Origin of the sequence: Delftia tsuruhatensis (assembly GCF_903815225.1) — a bacterium.
In the GTDB taxonomy this organism is placed as follows: domain Bacteria; phylum Pseudomonadota; class Gammaproteobacteria; order Burkholderiales; family Burkholderiaceae_C; genus Comamonas; species Comamonas tsuruhatensis_A.
The window spans coordinates 1,711,665-1,729,612 of record NZ_LR813084.1; the positions used below are offsets into that span (position 1 = coordinate 1,711,665).

The following is a 17,948-nucleotide window of genomic DNA, read 5'->3' on the forward strand; positions in this document are numbered from 1 at the left end:
CGTGCACAAAGCGCATGACGGATCGTGCAGAGGGTTTGGGGTTTTCCCTTGTCCAGTGGGCATGAGGGGAAAGCCTCGGGGCCCGGTGGCGCCGCGCTTTCGATAATCGCTCCATGGCCGCGCGACCCTCCCTGTCCGTGCGCGGCGAAGAGGAGAGAGCGCATATGACCGATGCCATGGTATTGAGCACCGACGGACTGCCGCCCGACGAGGCGGCACCGGCCTGGCATGCCTGGATGGCGCGGCTGTTCGCAGGCCTGCATACGGACCTCTATGGCGACAGCCTGTTTGAAGGCCATGTGCGAGTGGCCAACGCCGGCGACGTGGTGCTGACCAAGCTGGAAGCCGGTCGCCACCGTGTGATCCGCAGCATGCAGGGGCTGCGTGCCCATGAGTCGCCCTACCTGAAGATCGTCGCGCCTTGGGAGGGCGTGGCCAGCGTGCGCCAGCACAGCCGCGAGACCAGCGTGCGCAGCGGCAGCTGGGTGATCTACGACACCGCGCAGGAGTACGAGGTCTCCAATCCCGAGTGGTCCGAGCACCTGATCGTCATGCTGCCACGCCAGGCCATCATCGACCGCGGCATCCGGCTGGAAGGCCTGATGGGGCGCAATGTGGGGGGCAGCTCCGGCATCGCCCGCATCGCGCTGGAGACCATGCGCAGCACCTACCAGGAACTGCCCGGCATGGCGCCGCATCTGGCGCGCCGCGCCGGCGAGCTGCTGCTGGACATGGTGCACCTGTCGCTGCAGGAGCTGGCGGGGCAGGGTACGGCAGGCACGCAGCAGATGGCGTTGCAGGACCGCATCCGCGCGCATGTTGCGGCCCATCTGCGCGATCCCGCGCTGTCCGTGGAGACGGTGGCCGTGGCACTCAACTGCAGCAAGCGCCATCTGCACAATGCCTTCGCCGACAGCCAGACCAGCCTGGGGGCCTTCATCCAGCACAGCCGGCTGGAGCTGTGCATGCGCGAGCTGTTGCTGCCTGCGCACGCGCAGCGCACCATCACCGAGGTGGCCATGGACTGCGGCTTTGGCAGCAGCGCGCATTTCAGCCGTGCCTTCAAGGCCTATACGGGCTTGTCGCCCTCGGATTTCCGTGCCATGCGCGTGCCGGCATGAAGCGATCGGGCGCCTGCTTGCGCTGGCGCCAGGACAGGGCAAGGGGCCGCATAGGACAATGCCGCCCTGTCTCTCTGCTCTTTCCGGACCTTTTCATGGACACGAACACCCCGCTTGCCCTGCTGGGCGGGCTTACCGCTTCTCAATTCATGCGTCGCCACTGGCACAAGAAGCCGCTGCTGGTGCGCCAGGCGATCCCGGGCTTCAAGCCCCTGATCCCGCGCGCGCGCCTGCTGGCCATGGCCGGCGAGGACGGGGTGGAGTCGCGCCTGATCCAGCAGCTCGATGGCGGGGCCTGGAAGCTCAGCCACGGCCCACTGTCGCGGCGCAGCCTGCCTTCGCTGCAAAAGCCCGGCTGGACCGTGCTGGTGCAGGGGGTGGATCTGCACGACGACGGCGTGCACCAGCTCATGCAGCAGTTCCGTTTCGTGCCCGAGGCGCGGCTGGATGACCTGATGATCAGCTTCGCCACCGACCAGGGCGGCGTGGGCCCGCACTTCGACAGTTACGATGTATTCCTGCTGCAGGCCCACGGCCGCCGCCGCTGGCGCATCGGCCGCCAGAAGGACCTGTCGCTGCAACCCGACGTGCCGCTCAAGGTCCTCTCGCATTTCGAGCCCGAGGAGGAGTTCGTGCTCGAGCCCGGCGACATGCTCTACCTGCCGCCCAAGTGGGCCCACGACGGCATTGCCGAAGGCGAGTGCATGACCTACTCCATCGGCTTTCGCTCGCCCGCCCGCGAAGAGCTGGCCCGCGAGCTGCTGCTGCGCATGTCCGACGAGCCGGACGAGCCCGAAGTCCCCGTCGTCTACCGCGATCCCGACCAGCCGGCCGTCGAGGCCCCGGGCGAGATCCCCGCCAGCCTGCATGACTTCGCGCGCAAGGCGCTGGAGCGCGCCCTGGCCGAGCCGCTGGCGCTGGAGCGTGCCCTGGGCGAATACATGACCGAGCCCAAGGCCAACGTCTGGTTCGAGCATGGCGAGGAGAACGGCATGTTCGAGAGCGTGGTGCTCGACCGGCGCACGCGCATGATGTATGACGCCCGGCACGTCTTCATCAACGGCGAAAGCTACCTGGCCGGTGGCCGCGATGCCACGCTGATGCGCAAGCTGGCCGATACCCGCAGCCTGTCCCGCGCCGATCTGGCCAAGGCCAGCGACGATGCGCTGGAGCTGCTGTCCTCCTGGTTCGATGCCGGGTGGGTCCGTGCAGGCAGCCTGTCGTGAACCGGCTGGACGCTGTGGCGCAGGCATGCTAAGTTCGGGCATTCACTGTTGACAGTGTTCTGCTGGCCGGGGGCGGACTCTGATGGATTTGTAAAGAATTGTCTGAAGTCCGTCAGTAATTTGACAGCAACCTGGTTTTGTTACACAGTGGACGCCAAGGCAGCTTGGCTGCTGCCCCATCCGGTTTTGACAAGGGGATTTGTGCGGAATTGTTCATGGGTTGTCAGTTTCAGTCAGCCTCTTGAAAACCTCCCTATAATCCGCTCCAAGTCGAATGAATGTGTTTGACACGGCTTGGCCGTAGCGCGCTGGTTGCTGGCATCCTGCGCGCTCTGGCGGGGCCTGCCCTGTTTACTGTCTTCTAACCTACTCTCTAGGAAACTGTGATGAAGAACTCTCTGATCCTGGCTACCGTGATCGCTGCTGCAGCTCTGGCCGCTTGCGGCAAGAAGGAAGAGGCTCCGGCCCCCGCTCCCGCACCTGCTGCTGAAGCTCCCGCACCGGCCGCTCCCGCTCCCGCAGAAGCCGCTCCTGCCGCTCCCGCCGCCGACGCAGCTGCTCCCGCAGCGCCCGCCGCCGACGCTGCCGCTCCTGCAGCTCCCGCTGCGGATGCCGCCGCCGACGCTGCCAAGGCTGCTGCCGACGCTGCCGCCAAGGAAGCCACCAAGCAGTAATCCGGCCTTCGCCGATGGCAGGGCCCTGGGTTGCCTGCCGCCAAGAACCGCATCTTTCGGATGCGGTTTTTTTTTCGCCTGTGCACGGCGGTCCTGCGTCCATGGACAAGGCGCAAAAAAGCCACCGGCAGCAGGCTGCGCGGTGGCTGCAAGCGAGGGCGGGCGCTGCCGCCACACCCCCCCAAGAGGATGGTCTCGCTTACTTCATGTCGTCGGTGATGACGCGCACGATGCGCTGGGCGTTGGCCGAGGTCTCGGGCTGGCCCTGCGTGTTGAGCACGCTGACCGTGGATTTGCTGCCTTCGCTGCGCACCTGGATCTGGTATTTGACCGGAGGGGCCGCATCGGGCGAGCGGCTGAACAGCTTGCCGAAGAATCCCTTGGGCTCCACCTTGGCATCGGGGGCGACATAGCGCACGAAGTAGATGCCGCGGCTGCGGTCGCGGTCCTCGACGGTGAAGCCCGTGCGGTCCAGCGCCACGCCCACGCGGCGCCATGCGCGGTCGAAGCCTTCATCGATCTGCAGCACGGGCTGTCCATTGACGGTGTCCATGCGTACGCTGCCTGTGGCGGTGGCCGCGGTGGTGTCGGCCTTGGCAACGGCATCGGCCTGCTCCTGGCTGACGCCGAGCTTGACCATCAGGCGGCGCAGGAATTCGGTTTCCAGTTCCGGATCGGAAGGACGCGGCTGCCAGATGGTCTGGTCCTTCTGGGCACTGGTGTAGACCTCCTGCATGCCGCGGTGGGTGATGTAGACCTCCGTCGTGCCATCGGCGCCGCGTTCCAGGCGGGTGCGGAACCTGTCGCGCTCGCTGGTGGAGTACAGGCCGTCGAAGACCTTGCCCAGCGTCTTGCGGATCACGTCCTGCGGGATCTTGGCGCGGTTCTCGGCCCAGTCGGTCTCGATGATGCCGAGCTGGCGGTCCTCGGTGGTGAAGATGAATCCGTTTTCCAGCCAGAAGTCGCGCACGGGCTCCCACAGCTGATCAGCGGGGCGCTTGATCACCAGCCAGCGCTGTTCGCCGTTGCGCTCGATGCGCACGTCGCCCAGCGTGGCTGCGGCCGTGCGGCCCTCAGAAGGCTTTTGCGCCTTGGAGTTGGCCTCCATGGCAGCGGCCGAGACGACGCCGCCGGGCACGGCATAGCGCGAGTCGGTGGACAGCTGGGTCAGGTCCGGCGGGACCTCCAGCGTGGGCGCCTGCTGCTTGCCGGCGCTCTTGTAGTCGATCTTGCTCTCTTGGAACGTGGTCGTGCAGGCGGTCAGGCCGATGGCCAGGCTCAGCAGGCTCAGACGTGCAATGGGCTGTTTCACGCGAATATCCTTGGTGCGTTCGGTCGGTGGGGCTGCAGCCTCACAGAAGACCCGCGGAGCGCAGTGCGGCTTCCACGGTGGCTTCCAGGTTCTTGCTCAGGGGTGTCATGGGCAGGCGCATGGCCGGGCCGCACAGGCCCAGGCGGGCTGCGGCCCACTTGACGGGAATGGGGTTGGCCTCGACGAAGAGGTTCTTGTGCACGGGCATCAGGCGCATCTGCAGATCCATCGCGGTGCGCACGTCACCGGCCAGGGCAGCCTTGCACAGCTCGCTCATCAGGCGCGGCGCCACGTTGGCGGTGACGCTGATGTTGCCATGGCCGCCGCACAGCATCAGCGCGACGGCAGTCGGATCATCGCCGGAATACACGCCGAAGCCCTGGGGCACTTCGCGGATCAGCCACTGGGCGCGCTCGATGTTGCCCGTGGCCTCCTTGATGCCGATGATGGCGGGGATCTGCGCCAGGCGCAGCACGGTGTCATGCTGCATGTCCGCCACGGAGCGGCCGGGCACGTTGTACAGCACGATGGGCAGGTCGCCCACGGCCTCGGCGATGGCCTTGAAGTGCTGGTACTGGCCCTCCTGCGTGGGCTTGTTGTAGTAGGGCACGACCTGCAGCTGGCTGTCGGCGCCGACCTTCTTGGCGTAGCGGGCCAGCTCGATGGCTTCGTGCGTGCTGTTGGCGCCGCAGCCGGCCATGACCGGCACGCGGCCTGCCGCCTGCTCGACGGACACGCGGATGATTTCGCAGTGTTCCTCCACGTTGACGGTGGGGGATTCGCCTGTCGTTCCCACGACGCCGATGCAGTCCGTGCCCTCGGCCACATGCCAGTCGATCAGTTTTCGCAGCGCCGGGTAGTCGACGCTACCGTCCTCGTGCATGGGCGTGATGAGGGCAACGATGCTGCCAGTGAGGGCGACGGAGGAGGATGTCATGTCCGCAAGAAAAAACGGGAAAGGACCATTCTAACGAGTGTCGAAGGCAGGCCCAAGGCGCCTGCCCGTAGGGATTCAGGCGATTGCGGGGTCCGCTGCCTTCTGATGCGCCAACTGCGCCACGGGTTCCCGGCCTCTGCCATCGGGGCGCAGCGCGGCGATGCGCTGGATCATGCGGTCGGGCCCGTGCAGCAGGCCGTGCTCGTAGGCGACGATGTGCCAGCCCGCGCAGGCCTGCAGCAACTCGCCGGGCGCCAGCAGGAAGTCCGGCCGGGACGGCTTGCCGAAGGCTTCGTTGCCCTGTGCAAAGGTTTCATACAGCAGCACGCCGCCAGGCGCCACGCTGTCCAGCAGTCCGGGCCAAAGGGGGCGCCAAAGGTAGTTGGTCACGATCACGGCACCGAACTGCCGGCCGGCCAGGGGCCAGGGGCCGTTCTCGATGTCGGCGCACAGTTGCTCGCCCACGCCCTGCAGGCCCGCGAGGGCCTGGGCATCGCGGTCCACGCCCGTGACGGCATGGCCGCGCGCATGGAACCAGCGCATGTGGCGGCCGGGGCCGCAGGCCACGTCGAGCACGGTCGCTTGCGGCGCCAGCAGGTGGGACCAGCGCTGGATCCAGGAGGAGGGCGGTGTGGCTGCATGCATGTGGAGCAGGGGAAATCAATGGAAGGCGGCGCCATTGTGCCTCCGCCCCGTTGATGCCGCAGCCGCTTCAGAAGCAGGCCCAGAGTTGATCGGCCATGCTCAGCATGAATTGCGGTTGCAGGTAGAGCATGAAGACCAGGCCCAGGGCCGCCAGCACGGCGGCCCACAGCACCAGCCTGCCCAGAAGCCCGGGGCGGTACCTGGTGGCCATCATCTCAGGCCGTGGCGCCGCCCGGGCGCAGCCTGGCCACGGGCGCCTCGCGGATCGGCAGGTTCAGCAGGCCCGCGGCCACGCCCAGGGCGATGGCCAGGTACCAGACCACCTGGTAGCTGCCCGTATGGTCGTAGAGATAGCCGCCCAGCCAGACCCCCAGGAAGCTGCCGACCTGGTGGCTGAAGAACACCATGCCGCTGAGCATGGACAGGTGTTGCACGCCGAAGATCTGGGCCACGGTGGCGTTGGTCAGCGGTACGGTGGACAGCCACAGCAGACCCATGGCGGCCGAGAAGATGTAGACCGACCAGGGTGTCAGCGGCGCCAGCAGGAACAGCACGATGACCACCGAGCGCGTGAAATAGATGGTGGACAGCAGGTAGCGCTTGGGCAGGCGCTGGCCCAGGTTGCCGGCCACGTAGGTGCCGGCGATGTTGAACAGGCCGACCAGCGCCAGCGAGATGCTGGCCACCTGCGGCGCCAGGCCGTAGTCCTTGAGATAGCTGGGCATGTGCACGCCGATGAACATCACCTGGAAGCCGCAGACGAAGTAGCCGGCCGTCAGCAGCACGAAGCTGGGCGTGCGCAGCGCCTCGGCCACGGCCTGGCCTGCGCTCTGGTCGCGAACGGGCTTGCTTGCACCGCCGGAGAATCCCGGCTCGCGCAATCCGAAAGCCAGCGGGATGACCATCAGCGCGCACAGCGACAACAGCAAAAGGGCGTTGGACCAGCCGAAGTGGGCGATCAGGCCTCCCTCCACGGGCACCATGAAGAACTGGCCGAAGGAGCCTGCCGCCGCCGTCACACCCATGGCCCAGCTGCGCCGAGCCACCGGGATCTGGCGGCCCAGCACGCCATAGATGACGGCATAGGTGGTGCCGGCCTGGGCGGCCCCGATCACCACGCCGGCGGTCAGCGCGAACCAGGCGGTCGTGGGTGCGACGGCCATGCCCGCCAGGCCTGCCGCATAGAGCAGGGCTCCGCCAATGAGAACGCGAAAGGCCCCGAAGCGATCGGCGAGCATCCCGCCGAAGATGCCCAGCACGCCCCAGGACAGGTTCTGGATGGCGATGGCCAGGGCGAAGGATTCGCGCGTCCACCCCATCTCCTGGGTGATGGGCTGCAGCCACAGTCCGAAGCCGTGGCGGATTCCCATGGACAGCGTGACGACTGCGCCCCCGCACAGCAGTATCTGCACCATGGACATGGGTTGGTTGTTTTTGTGCATGCGGCAAACTTTAGCGAAACTCCGGGTTTTGCGCTGGACACACCGTCGCCCATGCGCCTGTCGAGCCGGGTACCTCCGCAATTCCTGTCAATAACTGTGAATGCATCCAGCAGTCTGCCGGAGCGCACACTACAATCCGCCCCCATGGCAGTCAAACCATCTTCCACTTCCGCGAGCGACTACTCCGAAGGCTCGATACGCGTGCTCAAGGGTCTGGAGCCCGTCAAGCAGCGCCCCGGCATGTACACGCGCACCGACAATCCTCTGCATGTCCTGCAGGAGGTGATCGACAACGCGGCCGACGAGGCGCTGGCCGGCTTCGGCAAGAAAATCCGCTTCATCCTGCATTCCGACGGCTCCTTCAGCGTCGAGGACGACGGCCGGGGCATTCCCTTCGGCCTGCACCCCGAGGAGAAGGCCCCCGTGGTCGAGCTGGTCTTCACGCGGCTGCACGCGGGCGGCAAGTTCGACAAGGGCAAGGGCGGTGCCTACAGCTTCTCGGGCGGCCTGCACGGCGTGGGCGTCTCGGTCACGAACGCGCTGGCCACGCGGCTGGAGGCCTGCATCCACCGCGACGGCAAGGTCGCGACCATCGCCTTCTCCGGTGGCGATGTGGTCGAGCCCCTGAAGACCCGCGCGCTGGCCGCTGGCGAGCGCAAGCAGGGGACGACCGTGCGTGTCTGGCCTGATGCCCGCTATTTCGAGTCCGCCCAGCTGCCCATGGGCGAACTGATGCACCTGCTGCGCAGCAAGGCCGTGCTCATGCCGGGCGTTTCGGTGACCCTGGTCAATGAAAAGACGCGCGACACCCAGACCTGGCAGTTCAAGGGCGGCCTGCGCGACTACCTGCAGCAAAGCCTGCATGGCGAGCCGGTGATCCCGCTGTTCGAGGGCGAGGGCTTTGCCGACCGCCACCATGACAGCTTCGCCGAAGGCGAGGGTGCCGCCTGGTGCGTGGCCTTCACAGAAGAAGGGGCGCCCCTGCGCGAAAGCTATGTCAACCTGATTCCCACCACGGCTGGCGGCACGCATGACAGCGGCTTGCGCGAGGGATTGTTCCAGGCGGTCAAGGCCTTCATCGAAATGCACTCGTTGCTGCCCAAGGGGGTCAAGCTCATGCCGGACGACGTGTTCGCACGCGCCAGCTACGTGCTCAACGCCAAGGTGCTGGACCCGCAGTTCCAGGGCCAGATCAAGGAGCGCCTGAACTCGCGCGATGCCGTGCGCCTGGTCAGCGGCTACGTGCGCCCCGCGCTGGAGTTGTGGCTCAACGAGCATGTGGAATGGGGCCGCAAGCTGGCCGAGATCGCGATCAAGGCCGCGCAGACCCGCCAGAAGGCCGGCCAGAAGGTCGAAAAGCGCAAGGGCTCGGGCGTGGCCGTGCTGCCCGGCAAGCTCACCGATTGCGAAAGCCGTGACACCAGCCTCAACGAGGTCTTCCTGGTCGAGGGCGACTCGGCCGGCGGCAGTGCCAAGATGGGGCGCGACAAGGAGATCCAGGCCGTGCTGCCGCTGCGCGGCAAGGTGCTCAACACCTGGGAGGTGGACCGCGACCGGCTGTTCGCCAACAACGAGATCCATGACATCTCGGTGGCCATCGGCGTGGACCCGCATGGCCCCCAGGACACGCCCGACCTCTCGGGCCTGCGCTACGGCAAGATCTGCATCCTGTCGGATGCCGACGTGGATGGCTCCCATATCCAGGTGCTGCTGCTGACGCTGTTCTTCCGCCACTTTCCCAAGCTGATCGAGGCCGGCCACATCCATGTGGCGCTGCCGCCGCTGTTCCGCGTCGACGTGCCCGCGCGTGGCAAGAAGCCCGCAGCCAAGCTCTATGCACTGGACGAGGGCGAACTGACGGCCATCCTCGACAAGTGCGCCAAGGACGGCGTGCCGCGCGAAAAATGCCAGATCAGCCGCTTCAAGGGCCTGGGCGAGATGAATGCCGAGCAGCTGTGGGAGACCACGCTGAACCCGGACACGCGCCGCCTGCTGCCCGTGCAGTTCATGAACCTCGACTTCGCGGCGGCCGAGCAGGTCGTCACCAGGCTCATGGGCAAGGGCGAGGCCGCCGCGCGCCGCGAGCTGATGGAGCTGCACGGCGACGCCATCGACGTCGACATCTGAGCCATGCAGCCGTACCGCGCCGCCACGATCCGCCGCCCAGGCGTGCTTGCCGCGCTGGCCGTGGCTGGTGTGCTGTGCGCACTGGGGCGGCCGGCGCATGCCGATCTCTGGGCCTTCGTGGACGAGCGCGGCATCACCCACTTTGCCGCCGAGGCGCTCGATGAGCGCTACCGCCTGTACTTCCGCGGGGCGGTGTATGACAGCAGCGAGCAGGGGCTCAGGCCTCCCATGGTCGCGGCCGAGGCGGCTGCGGACGATGCCGGCAGCGGCGATGCCGGGCGCAGGCTGCAGGCGCATACGCGGCTGCAAAGCTTCTTCGACATCTCGCCGCGCTACAAGAGCGTGCGCGTCCATCTGCGCAAGGCCTCGGAGCATACGGGCGTGGACTACGACCTGCTCAAGGCCGTGATCGCCGTCGAGTCGGGCTTCGACGCCCAGGCCGTCTCGCCCAAGGGTGCGGTGGGCCTGATGCAACTGATGCCGGCCACGGCCCAGCGCTTCGGCGTGGAGGCCAGCCGCCAGCGCAGCGTGCAGCAGCAACTGGCCGACCCTGCCGTCAACGTGCCGGCCGGCGCGCGCTACCTGAACCACCTGATGGGCCTGTTCCCGGGGCGGCTGGACCTCGTGCTGGCCGCCTACAACGCGGGCGAGGGCGCCGTGCGGCGCGCGGGACAGGCCATTCCTCCTTTTCAGGAAACCCGCAACTACGTGAAGGCCGTGCTCGGCATCTACGAGCAGCTGCAGGGCGGCCGTCAGCGCGCCGGCATGGCCGTGCCTGCGGTGGCGGTGCCACCCGGTGCCACGCCCCGGCTGCGCATGACACTGCCCACGGGCTTGCCCACGCCGCAGTAAGCGGCCTTCATTGCATTCTTTTGAGATCACGAATTCCTTCATGAGCGACCAAACCTCCCTGGATCTGGCACAACAGGCGGCCGGCGATGCACTGGACCTGGGCCAGTACGCACAGCGCGCCTATCTCGAGTACGCGTTGTCAGTGGTCAAGGGCCGTGCCCTGCCCGATGTGACCGACGGCCTGAAGCCCGTGCAGCGGCGCATCCTGTACTCCATGGACCGCATGGGTCTGAGCTATGGCGGCACCAACAACAACACGGCCGCCAAGCCTGTCAAGAGCGCGCGCGTGGTCGGCGATGTACTGGGCCGCTTCCATCCGCATGGCGATCAGTCCGCCTATGACGCACTGGTGCGCATGGCGCAGGACTTCAACCAGCGCTATCCGCTGGTCGATGGCCAGGGCAACTTCGGCAGCCGCGACGGCGATGGTGCGGCTGCCATGCGCTATACCGAGGCACGCCTGTCCAGGATCACCGGCCTTTTGCTCGACGAGATCGACATGGGCACGGTGGACTTCGTGCCCAACTACGACGGCAGCACGCAGGAGCCGCAGCAACTGCCCGCGCGCCTGCCGTTCGCCCTGCTCAACGGCGCCAGTGGCATTGCCGTGGGCCTGGCCACGGAGATCCCCAGCCACAACCTGCGCGAGGTGGCCGATGCCTGCGTGGCGCTGATCAAGAAGCCCCAGCTCTCCGACGAGGAACTGTTCCAGATCCTCCCCGGTCCCGACTACCCGGGCGGGGGCCAGATCATCAGCAGTGCGTCCGACATCCACGATGCCTACCGCACGGGGCGCGGCAGCCTCAAGCTGCGCGCACGCTGGAAGATCGAGGAGCTGGCGCGCGGCCAGTGGCAGATGGTGGTCACCGAGCTGCCGCCGGGTGTCTCGTCCCAGAAGGTGCTCGAGGAGATCGAGGACATCACCAACCCCAAGGTCAAGACCGGCAAGAAGGCGCTGAGCCAGGAGCAGACCCAGCTCAAGGCCAGCATGCTGGCCGTGCTCGATGGCGTGCGCGACGAGTCCAGCAAGGACGCGCCCGTGCGCCTGGTGTTCGAGCCCAAGACCGGCAAGGTCCCGCAGCAGGAGCTGATCACCGCCCTGCTGGCCCACACCAGCCTGGAATCTTCCAGCTCGATCAACCTGACCATGATCGGCCTGGATGGCCGCCCGGTGCAGAAAAGCCTGCGCCAGATGCTGCAGGAGTGGATCGCTTTCCGCCAGACCACGGTCACGCGGCGCAGCGAGCACCGCCTGGCCAAGGTGCTGGACCGCATCCATATCCTTGAAGGCCGCCAGGCGGTTCTGCTGAACATCGACAAGGTCATCGCCATCATCCGGGCCAGCGACGAGCCCAAGCAGGCGCTGATCGAGGCCTTCTCGCTGTCCGAGCGCCAGGCCGAGGACATTCTCGAGATCCGCCTGCGCCAGCTCGCGCGCCTGGAGGCCATCAAGATCGAGCAGGAGCTCAAGGAACTGCGTGCCGAACAGGGCAAGCTGGAGGACATCCTGGGCAGCGAAAGCGCCATGCGCCGCCTGATCTGCAAGGAGATCGAGGCCGACGCCAGGCAGTTCGCCGATGCGCGCCGCACGCTGATCCAGGAAGAAAAGAAGGTTGTTGCGGAAGTCAAGGTGGTGGACGAGCCGACCACCGTCATCATTTCCGACAAGGGTTGGGTGCGCACGCGCCAAGGCCATGGCGTCGATGCGGGAACGTTGAGCTTCAAGGCCGGCGACAGCCTCTACGGCACCTTCGAATGCCGCACGGTGGACCAGTTGCTGGCCTTCGGCAGCAACGGCCGTGTCTACTCCGTGCCCGTATCCCAACTGCCCGGCGGGCGGGGCGACGGCCAGCCCGTGACCACGCTGATCGAGCTGGAGGCGGGCACGCAGATTCTCTACTACTTCGCGGGCGCCGAAGGCACGGCGCTGCTGCTGTCCGGCTCCGGCGGCTATGGCTTCGTGGCCATGGTCGGCGACATGGTCTCGCGCCAGAAGGCCGGCAAGGCCTTCGTGGCGCTGGCCGAGGGCGAGACGCTGTGCGCACCCTCCACGGCCTACGGAATCCCCATGGGCGCGCGTGCCGAGCCGCAGGAAGGCGAGCAGGGCGCGGGCCTGCTGGCGCCGGCCACGCATGTGGTCTGCGCTTCCACCGGTGGCCGCATCCTGACCTTCGAGATCGCCAGCCTCAAGCACATGGCCAAGGGCGGCCGCGGCCTGATGCTGCTGGATCTGGAGGACAAGGATACGCTGGCCGGAGCGGCCGCCTATACGCGCAGCATCCGTCTCGACGGTGTGGGCCGTGGCGGCAAGGCACGTAGCGAGACGCTGGAGATCCGCAGCCTGAACAATGCACGCGGCGCGCGTGGGCGCAAGGGCAAGGCGGCGGACCTGGGCTTCAAGCCGCAGAGCGTGACGCGCGTGGAGTAGGCCCGCGCGGGGACTGCCCCAGGTCAGGCCGATTCAGGGGTTTGTCCTGGGGTTTTTCCGGCCTTCAGACCCTTGTCCAGGCCTCAACATGGAGTCTTCCAAATCATGAGGGAGACCGAAGATGCTGCGACTTCGCATGGCCCACAAGCTGTGGCTTGCCGTGGCCGCCATCGTTGTGGCCCTGGTGGCCGTCGTGGGCCTGTCAGGCTACCGCTCGGCACGCGTTCAGGCACAGTCCGATGCCGTGGCCAGGGACATGGATGCGCGCGTGCAGGCTGCCGTGCGCTGGATGGGCTTGACCGAGACCAACGCGGCCCGCACCCAGGCGCTGGTGGTCAGCGGCGATGCGGCCGTGGAGGCCGAGTTCAAGGACGTGATCGCCGCCACCTCGGCCCAGATCACCGAGGTGCAGAAGTCGCTGGAAGCCATGCCGCTGGCTGAGGTCGATCGGGCGCAGATGGCCAGGATCGCTGCGGCCCGCAAGGCCATGACCGAACTGCGCGCCCAGGCGCGCCAGCTCAAGGCCGAGGGCCGGCAGGAACAGGCCGTGGCCCTGGTCAAGCAGTCCTACAACCCTTCCGTGGCGGCCTATCTGCAGACATTGCGGGATTTCGTCCAGATGCAGCAGCAGGCCGCGCGTGCCAGCCAGCAGGAGATGGCCGCCTCGCGCATGCTCACCGTGGGATTCGCGGCGACGGCTGTGGGATTGCTGCTGCTGTGCATCGTCGTGGGGGCCCATTTCCTGATCGCCAGCATCCGGCGGCCACTGGCCCAGGCCAGCGCGCTGGCCGAGCGCATCGCCGCCGGCGACCTGAGCGGGGGTGGGCAGGCGCTGCCGCAGCGCGGCGATGAGTTCGGGGACCTGTTGCGTTCGCTGGGGACGATGGGCGACGCCCTGTCGGGCATGGTGCAGCAGGTGCGCCAGAGTACGGACAGCATCGCCATCGCCAGCGCCGAGATCGCCACGGGCAACCAGGACCTGTCCACCCGCACCGAGCAGACGTCGAGCAATCTGCAGGAGACGGCAGCCGCCATGGAGCAGTTCACCAGCACGCTGGCGCAAAGCGCGGGCAGCGCGCAGGAGGCCAGCCGCCTGGCGGCGGACGCATCCCAGGTGGCGCGGCGCGGGGGCGAGGTCGTGGCCCGCGTGGTGGACACCATGAAGGGCATCAATGACAGCAGTCGCCAGATCGCGGACATCGTGGGCGTCATCGACTCCATCGCCTTCCAGACCAATATCCTCGCCCTGAACGCGGCGGTCGAGGCGGCGCGCGCGGGAGAGCAGGGCCGGGGGTTCGCCGTCGTGGCGAGCGAAGTCCGCACGCTGGCCCAGCGCAGCGCGGCGGCGGCCAGGGAAATCCGCGGGCTCATCGGCGCTTCGGTCGAGCGGGTGGAGGATGGTGCCCGGCTGGTGGCCGACGCGGGCAGCGCCATGGAAGGCATCGTGCAGTCGGTGCAGCGCGTGGCCGACACCATCGGCGAGATCACGGCCGCCTCCACCGAGCAAAGCGCGGGCGTGGCCCAGGTCAACCAGGCCGTGGGGCATCTGGACCAGATGACCCAGCAGAATGCGGCCCTGGTCGAGGAAAGCGCGGCGGCCGCGCAGAGCCTGCGCGAACAGGCCGAGCAGCTGTCGCGCACCGTGGCGGTGTTCAAGGTGGCGCACAACGCAGCTTCGCCGGCCGCCAAGGCAGCGCCGCTGGTGCGCTCGGCCGGCGCGGCGGGCTCGCCCAGGCCGCCTGCAGCTGTGTCCATGCCCCTGGGCAAGCGGCCTGCCGCCTCTGCCAGGGCAGAGGCGGCACCCAGGCTTGCCACGGCTTCCCGGCCCGCCACGCCAGCGGCCGGGGAAGGGCAGTGGGAGAGCTTCTAGGGGCGCGTTGCCCTGCCGCTCAGGCCAGCTCGGCGATGAGCTCGATCTCCACGCAGGAGCCCAACGGAATCTGGGCCACGCCGAAGGCGCTGCGGGCATGCGTGCCGGCATCGCCGAACACCTGGCCCAGCAGTTCGCTGCAGCCGTTGGCCACCAGGTGCTGCTCGGTGTAGTCACCCGTGGAATTGACCAGGCACATCAGCTTGACGATGCGGCGTACGCGGCTCAGGTCGCCGCCTGCGGCGTGCTGCAGCGTGCCCAGCAGGTCGATGGCGATAGCGCGCGCGGCCTGCTGGCCGTCGGCGGTCTGCAGGTCGCGGCCCAGTTGGCCCGCCCAGACCTTGCCGTCCTTGCGCGCGATATGGCCGCTCAGGAACACCAGATTGCCCGTCTGCACATAGGGCACGTAGGCGGCCGCCGGGATGGCAGGCGACGGCAGTTCGATGTTCAGGGCTTTCAGCTGTTCGTAAACGCTCATCGGTGATTCCTTCGAAACAAGAAAAAATCCGGCGCCAGCGCCGGGGTGGCGGACAGTGTGACACAGCGCAGACGGCGCCGTGCCGGCAGGGGTGCGGTGGGCCGCACGCGGCGCGCCGGGGGGAGTCTGATTTTTGTCTGAATCTGCGCTGCCGCATGCAGGCCGTCGCCTGGCCACCCCTAGCATGTGCGGATGCATGCCGCGTCACCAGGCGGGTCTGGCCGCCATCCTCACTCCTGGACGCCCCTGCTGCTCGGGTGTGTGGCGGGTGCGGCCTGGCAGGTCACGCAGCCACAGCTGTGGGCGCTCTGGAGCTACCTGGTCCTGCTGGCCCTGGGAGGGCTGAGCTGTGCCTGGGGACTGCGGATCGGCCGGGGCCGGGGCCGGGGCCGGGCTCAGGGCCTGGCCCCGCAGCTGTGGGGGGCGGCCTGCGCGGCTCTGCTGGTGGCCGGCCTTACCGGCTGGCGTGCACAGGAGTTTTCGGGCCGGGCGCTGGCGCAGCCGCTGGAGGGGCGCGATCTGCGCATCGTGGGTGTCGTGGCCTCGCTGCCCCAGCGCCAGGCCCAGGGGACGCGCTGGCGCATGGCGGTGGAACGCGCCAGTCTGGCAGGCAGCGAAGAAGGCCTGGCCCCTTTTCCCGTGTTGATCGAGCTGTCCTGGTATGCCACCGCAACCGGGGGCCGCAGGGCCGAGGCCTGGGCACAGCCTGCGGACCTGCGCCCAGGCCAGCGCTGGGAAATGACGGTACGACTCAAGCGTCCCCATGGCGCACGCAACCCGCACGGCTTCGACTATGAGCTGTGGCAATGGGAGCAGGGCGTGCAGGCCACGGGCCATGTTCGCGCACAGGCCTCGGCCCGCTTTCTGGGCGAGACCGCATCCTACGGCCTGCAGCGCTGGCGCCAGCAGATGCGCGACGCCATCGTCGGCCCGGACCCGCAGGCCGCGCCTGCCCCGCGATGGCCCGCTGCGGACCCCGGGCAACTGGAGCGCATGCGGGGCGTGGTGGCCGCCCTGGCCATGGGTGACCAGCAGGCCATCGCGCGTGACGACTGGACGCTGTTTCGCCACACGGGTGTGGCCCATCTGATGAGCATCTCCGGCCTGCACATCACCTTGTTCTCCTGGCTGGCGGCCCTGGCGGTGGGGCGCTTGTGGCGTTGCAGCGCCAGGGCCTGCCTCTGGTGCCCGGCGCCCCATGCGGCCCTGGTCGCCGGCGTGCTGCTGGCGGGTGGTTATGCCCTGTTCAGCGGCTGGGGGCTGCCGGCGCAGCGCACGGTCTGCATGCTGGCGGCGGTGGCCACATTGCGTGCAGCGGGCCTGCGCTGGCCCTGGCCCGCCGTGTGGTGCCTGGCACTGGCCGTGGTGGTGGTGATCGATCCCTGGGCCCTGTGGCAGGCCGGCTTCTGGCTGAGCTTCGTGGCCGTCGGTGTGTTGCTGGCCACCGATGCGCGAAGGCGCGACCGGCCGCGGCCTTCGCTGCCCGCGAGGGCCCTGGCATCGTGGGGTGAGCAATGGCGGATTTCGCTGGCGCTGGCGCCGCTGGGCCTGATGCTGTTCGGGCAGTTGTCGCTGGCGGGGCTGGCCGCCAACCTGCTGGCCATCCCCTGGGTCACTTTCGTCATCACGCCGCTGGCCTTGCTGGGTGTGCTGTGGGCCCCGTTGTGGACCGCAGCGGCATGGGCGCTGGCCCCGCTGATGGCCTTTTTGCAATGGCTCCAGCAGTGGGACTGGGCCGTGCTGCAACTGCCCCAGCCCCCACTGTGGGCGGGGCTGGCCGCGCTGGCCGGTGGCCTGGCCCTGGTGGCACCGCTGCCGTCCGGCTGGCGGGCCTGGGGGCTGGCCATGTGCCTACCCGCCCTGTGGTGGCCGTCGCCGGCTCCCGCGCATGGCGAATTCGAGCTCCTGGCCGTGGACATAGGCCAGGGCCACGCGGTGCTGCTGCGTACGGCACGGCACAGCCTGCTCTACGACACAGGGCCGCCGTATGGTCCTGACAGCGATGCCGGCGGCCGGGTGCTGGTGCCACTGCTGCAGTCCCTGGGCCTGCGGCTGGATGCGCTGTGGCTCAGCCACCGCGACAGCGACCATACGGGAGGCGCCTTGTCCGTGCATGCCGCGCAGCCCCAGGCCGGAGTCTGGGGTTCCGATTCCGTGATCCTGGACGAGGCCTTGGCGGGCCTGGGGCCGGTGCACCGATGCCAGGCCGGGCAGCGCTGGGAGTGGGACGGTGTGCAACTGGAGGTCCTGCATCCGCCCGCAACGCGGGTGCCGCCCGCCCAGGAGGCGCTGGCTCGGGCCAATGCCGGCAGCTGCGTGCTGCTGGTGCGGTCGTCCTCCGGCGCGGCGGCCCTGCTGGCGGGCGATATCGAGGCAGCGCAGGAGCGCGTCCTCGCGCAGGCCGGGACGCTGCCGCCGGTGGACTGGCTGCTGGTGCCGCACCACGGCAGCCGCACCTCGTCCAGCACGGCGCTGGTGCAGGCCCTGCTGCCGCGCTGGGCCGTGGTGCAGGCGGGCTATCGCAGCCGCTACGGACATCCTGTCCCCGAAGTGGTGCGGCGCTATGAGTCCGCGGGCTCCACGGTGGTGCAGTCGTCGCGCTGCGGCGCGGCGCATTGGCGTTCCGGGGCCCCGGCAGAGCTGGTCTGCGAGAGGGTGCGCGAACGCCGCTACTGGGACGTGCATGTGGCGGGCGAGCCTGCCTCCGGCACCCGGCCTGCCCCCCGATAGCCGACAAGGACACGCCTCCTTGGCAGTGCCTCCGTGCATTGAGGTTGCCTATCGCTACACTGGTGCGATACGAGGGCTGGCCCGTGGCTTGCTATACCCCGTATAC

14 protein-coding genes are annotated in these 17,948 nt (G+C 68.2%); 8 read left to right on the forward strand and 6 right to left on the reverse strand.

Annotation, left to right across the window (positions count from 1 at the left end):
* Positions 1-164: 164 nt before the first annotated feature.
* The 3 genes from L1Z78_RS07775 to L1Z78_RS07785 all read left to right on the forward strand — a co-directional run bounded on the left by L1Z78_RS07775 (position 165) and on the right by L1Z78_RS07785 (position 3,021).
* Positions 165-1,121: a helix-turn-helix domain-containing protein gene (locus tag L1Z78_RS07775; RefSeq protein ID WP_234640958.1), complete on the forward strand. Its 957-nt coding sequence runs from the start codon at positions 165-167 to the stop codon at positions 1,119-1,121.
* A 95-nt stretch (positions 1,122-1,216) separates the two neighbouring features.
* Entirely contained in the window at positions 1,217-2,347 is a 1,131-nt protein-coding gene (locus L1Z78_RS07780; RefSeq protein WP_234640959.1) for a cupin domain-containing protein, read from the forward strand.
* A gap of 386 nt (positions 2,348-2,733) precedes the next feature.
* Entirely contained in the window at positions 2,734-3,021 is a 288-nt protein-coding gene (locus L1Z78_RS07785) for a hypothetical protein (protein WP_234640960.1), read from the forward strand.
* Positions 3,022-3,220: 199 nt separating this feature from the next.
* On the opposite strand, the gene bamC is transcribed toward L1Z78_RS07785, so the two are convergent.
* From bamC to L1Z78_RS07810, 5 genes are all read right to left on the reverse strand, one after another.
* The gene (gene bamC / locus L1Z78_RS07790; RefSeq protein WP_234640961.1) at positions 3,221-4,333 is read right to left on the reverse strand and encodes an outer membrane protein assembly factor BamC; all 1,113 of its coding nucleotides are present in this window, start codon (positions 4,331-4,333) and stop codon (positions 3,221-3,223) included.
* 40 nt (positions 4,334-4,373) lie between these two features.
* On the reverse strand, positions 4,374-5,270 hold the full coding sequence (gene dapA, locus L1Z78_RS07795; protein WP_234640962.1) for a 4-hydroxy-tetrahydrodipicolinate synthase: 897 nt from the start codon (positions 5,268-5,270) through the stop codon (positions 4,374-4,376).
* A 75-nt stretch (positions 5,271-5,345) separates the two neighbouring features.
* Positions 5,346-5,915, reverse strand: coding sequence for a class I SAM-dependent methyltransferase (locus tag L1Z78_RS07800; RefSeq protein ID WP_234640963.1), 570 nt, complete (start codon positions 5,913-5,915; stop codon positions 5,346-5,348).
* Between the two features lie 67 nt (positions 5,916-5,982).
* A complete protein-coding gene (locus L1Z78_RS07805) occupies positions 5,983-6,129 on the reverse strand; it encodes a hypothetical protein (protein ID WP_234640964.1) in 147 nt (48 codons plus the stop codon).
* 1 nt (position 6,130) lies between these two features.
* Complete coding sequence (locus L1Z78_RS07810) at positions 6,131-7,357, reverse strand: MFS transporter (RefSeq protein ID WP_418921678.1); 1,227 nt, start codon at positions 7,355-7,357, stop codon at positions 6,131-6,133.
* Positions 7,358-7,501: 144 nt separating this feature from the next.
* Here L1Z78_RS07810 and L1Z78_RS07815 point away from each other — a divergent pair, with 144 nt between their 5' ends.
* From L1Z78_RS07815 to L1Z78_RS07830, 4 genes are all read left to right on the forward strand, one after another.
* On the forward strand, positions 7,502-9,484 hold the full coding sequence (locus L1Z78_RS07815) for a DNA topoisomerase IV subunit B (RefSeq protein WP_234640965.1): 1,983 nt from the start codon (positions 7,502-7,504) through the stop codon (positions 9,482-9,484).
* Positions 9,485-9,487: 3 nt separating this feature from the next.
* The gene (locus L1Z78_RS07820; RefSeq protein WP_234640966.1) at positions 9,488-10,336 is read left to right on the forward strand and encodes a lytic transglycosylase domain-containing protein; all 849 of its coding nucleotides are present in this window, start codon (positions 9,488-9,490) and stop codon (positions 10,334-10,336) included.
* A gap of 40 nt (positions 10,337-10,376) precedes the next feature.
* Positions 10,377-12,764, forward strand: a complete 2,388-nt coding sequence (gene parC, locus L1Z78_RS07825) for a DNA topoisomerase IV subunit A (protein ID WP_234640967.1) — start codon at positions 10,377-10,379, stop codon at positions 12,762-12,764.
* Between the two features lie 121 nt (positions 12,765-12,885).
* Positions 12,886-14,634: a methyl-accepting chemotaxis protein gene (locus L1Z78_RS07830; RefSeq protein WP_234640968.1), complete on the forward strand. Its 1,749-nt coding sequence runs from the start codon at positions 12,886-12,888 to the stop codon at positions 14,632-14,634.
* A 19-nt stretch (positions 14,635-14,653) separates the two neighbouring features.
* Here L1Z78_RS07830 and L1Z78_RS07835 read toward each other — a convergent pair whose 3' ends face one another.
* Positions 14,654-15,112, reverse strand: a complete 459-nt coding sequence (locus tag L1Z78_RS07835) for a RidA family protein (RefSeq protein ID WP_234640969.1) — start codon at positions 15,110-15,112, stop codon at positions 14,654-14,656.
* A 192-nt stretch (positions 15,113-15,304) separates the two neighbouring features.
* On the opposite strand from L1Z78_RS07835, the gene L1Z78_RS07840 reads away from it, so the two are divergent.
* A complete protein-coding gene (locus L1Z78_RS07840; RefSeq protein ID WP_234640970.1) occupies positions 15,305-17,842 on the forward strand; it encodes a DNA internalization-related competence protein ComEC/Rec2 in 2,538 nt (845 codons plus the stop codon).
* Positions 17,843-17,948 lie beyond the last annotated feature (106 nt).

What these genes read in the sequence shown, in the direction of transcription:
- parC (WP_234640967.1), top strand. Translation starts at nt 10,377, where the DNA reads ATGAGCGACCAAACCTCCCTGGATCTGGCACAACAGGCGGCCGGCGAT.
- L1Z78_RS07800 (WP_234640963.1), bottom strand. Translation starts at nt 5,915, where the DNA reads ATGCATGCAGCCACACCGCCCTCCTCCTGGATCCAGCGCTGGTCCCAC.
- L1Z78_RS07830 (WP_234640968.1), top strand. Translation starts at nt 12,886, where the DNA reads ATGCTGCGACTTCGCATGGCCCACAAGCTGTGGCTTGCCGTGGCCGCC.
- L1Z78_RS07785 (WP_234640960.1), top strand. Translation starts at nt 2,734, where the DNA reads ATGAAGAACTCTCTGATCCTGGCTACCGTGATCGCTGCTGCAGCTCTG.
- L1Z78_RS07810 (WP_418921678.1), bottom strand. Translation starts at nt 7,357, where the DNA reads ATGCACAAAAACAACCAACCCATGTCCATGGTGCAGATACTGCTGTGC.
- dapA (WP_234640962.1), bottom strand. Translation starts at nt 5,270, where the DNA reads ATGACATCCTCCTCCGTCGCCCTCACTGGCAGCATCGTTGCCCTCATC.
- L1Z78_RS07840 (WP_234640970.1), top strand. Translation starts at nt 15,305, where the DNA reads ATGCATGCCGCGTCACCAGGCGGGTCTGGCCGCCATCCTCACTCCTGG.
- L1Z78_RS07835 (WP_234640969.1), bottom strand. Translation starts at nt 15,112, where the DNA reads ATGAGCGTTTACGAACAGCTGAAAGCCCTGAACATCGAACTGCCGTCG.
- L1Z78_RS07805 (WP_234640964.1), bottom strand. Translation starts at nt 6,129, where the DNA reads ATGATGGCCACCAGGTACCGCCCCGGGCTTCTGGGCAGGCTGGTGCTG.
- L1Z78_RS07815 (WP_234640965.1), top strand. Translation starts at nt 7,502, where the DNA reads ATGGCAGTCAAACCATCTTCCACTTCCGCGAGCGACTACTCCGAAGGC.
- L1Z78_RS07820 (WP_234640966.1), top strand. Translation starts at nt 9,488, where the DNA reads ATGCAGCCGTACCGCGCCGCCACGATCCGCCGCCCAGGCGTGCTTGCC.
- L1Z78_RS07780 (WP_234640959.1), top strand. Translation starts at nt 1,217, where the DNA reads ATGGACACGAACACCCCGCTTGCCCTGCTGGGCGGGCTTACCGCTTCT.
- L1Z78_RS07775 (WP_234640958.1), top strand. Translation starts at nt 165, where the DNA reads ATGACCGATGCCATGGTATTGAGCACCGACGGACTGCCGCCCGACGAG.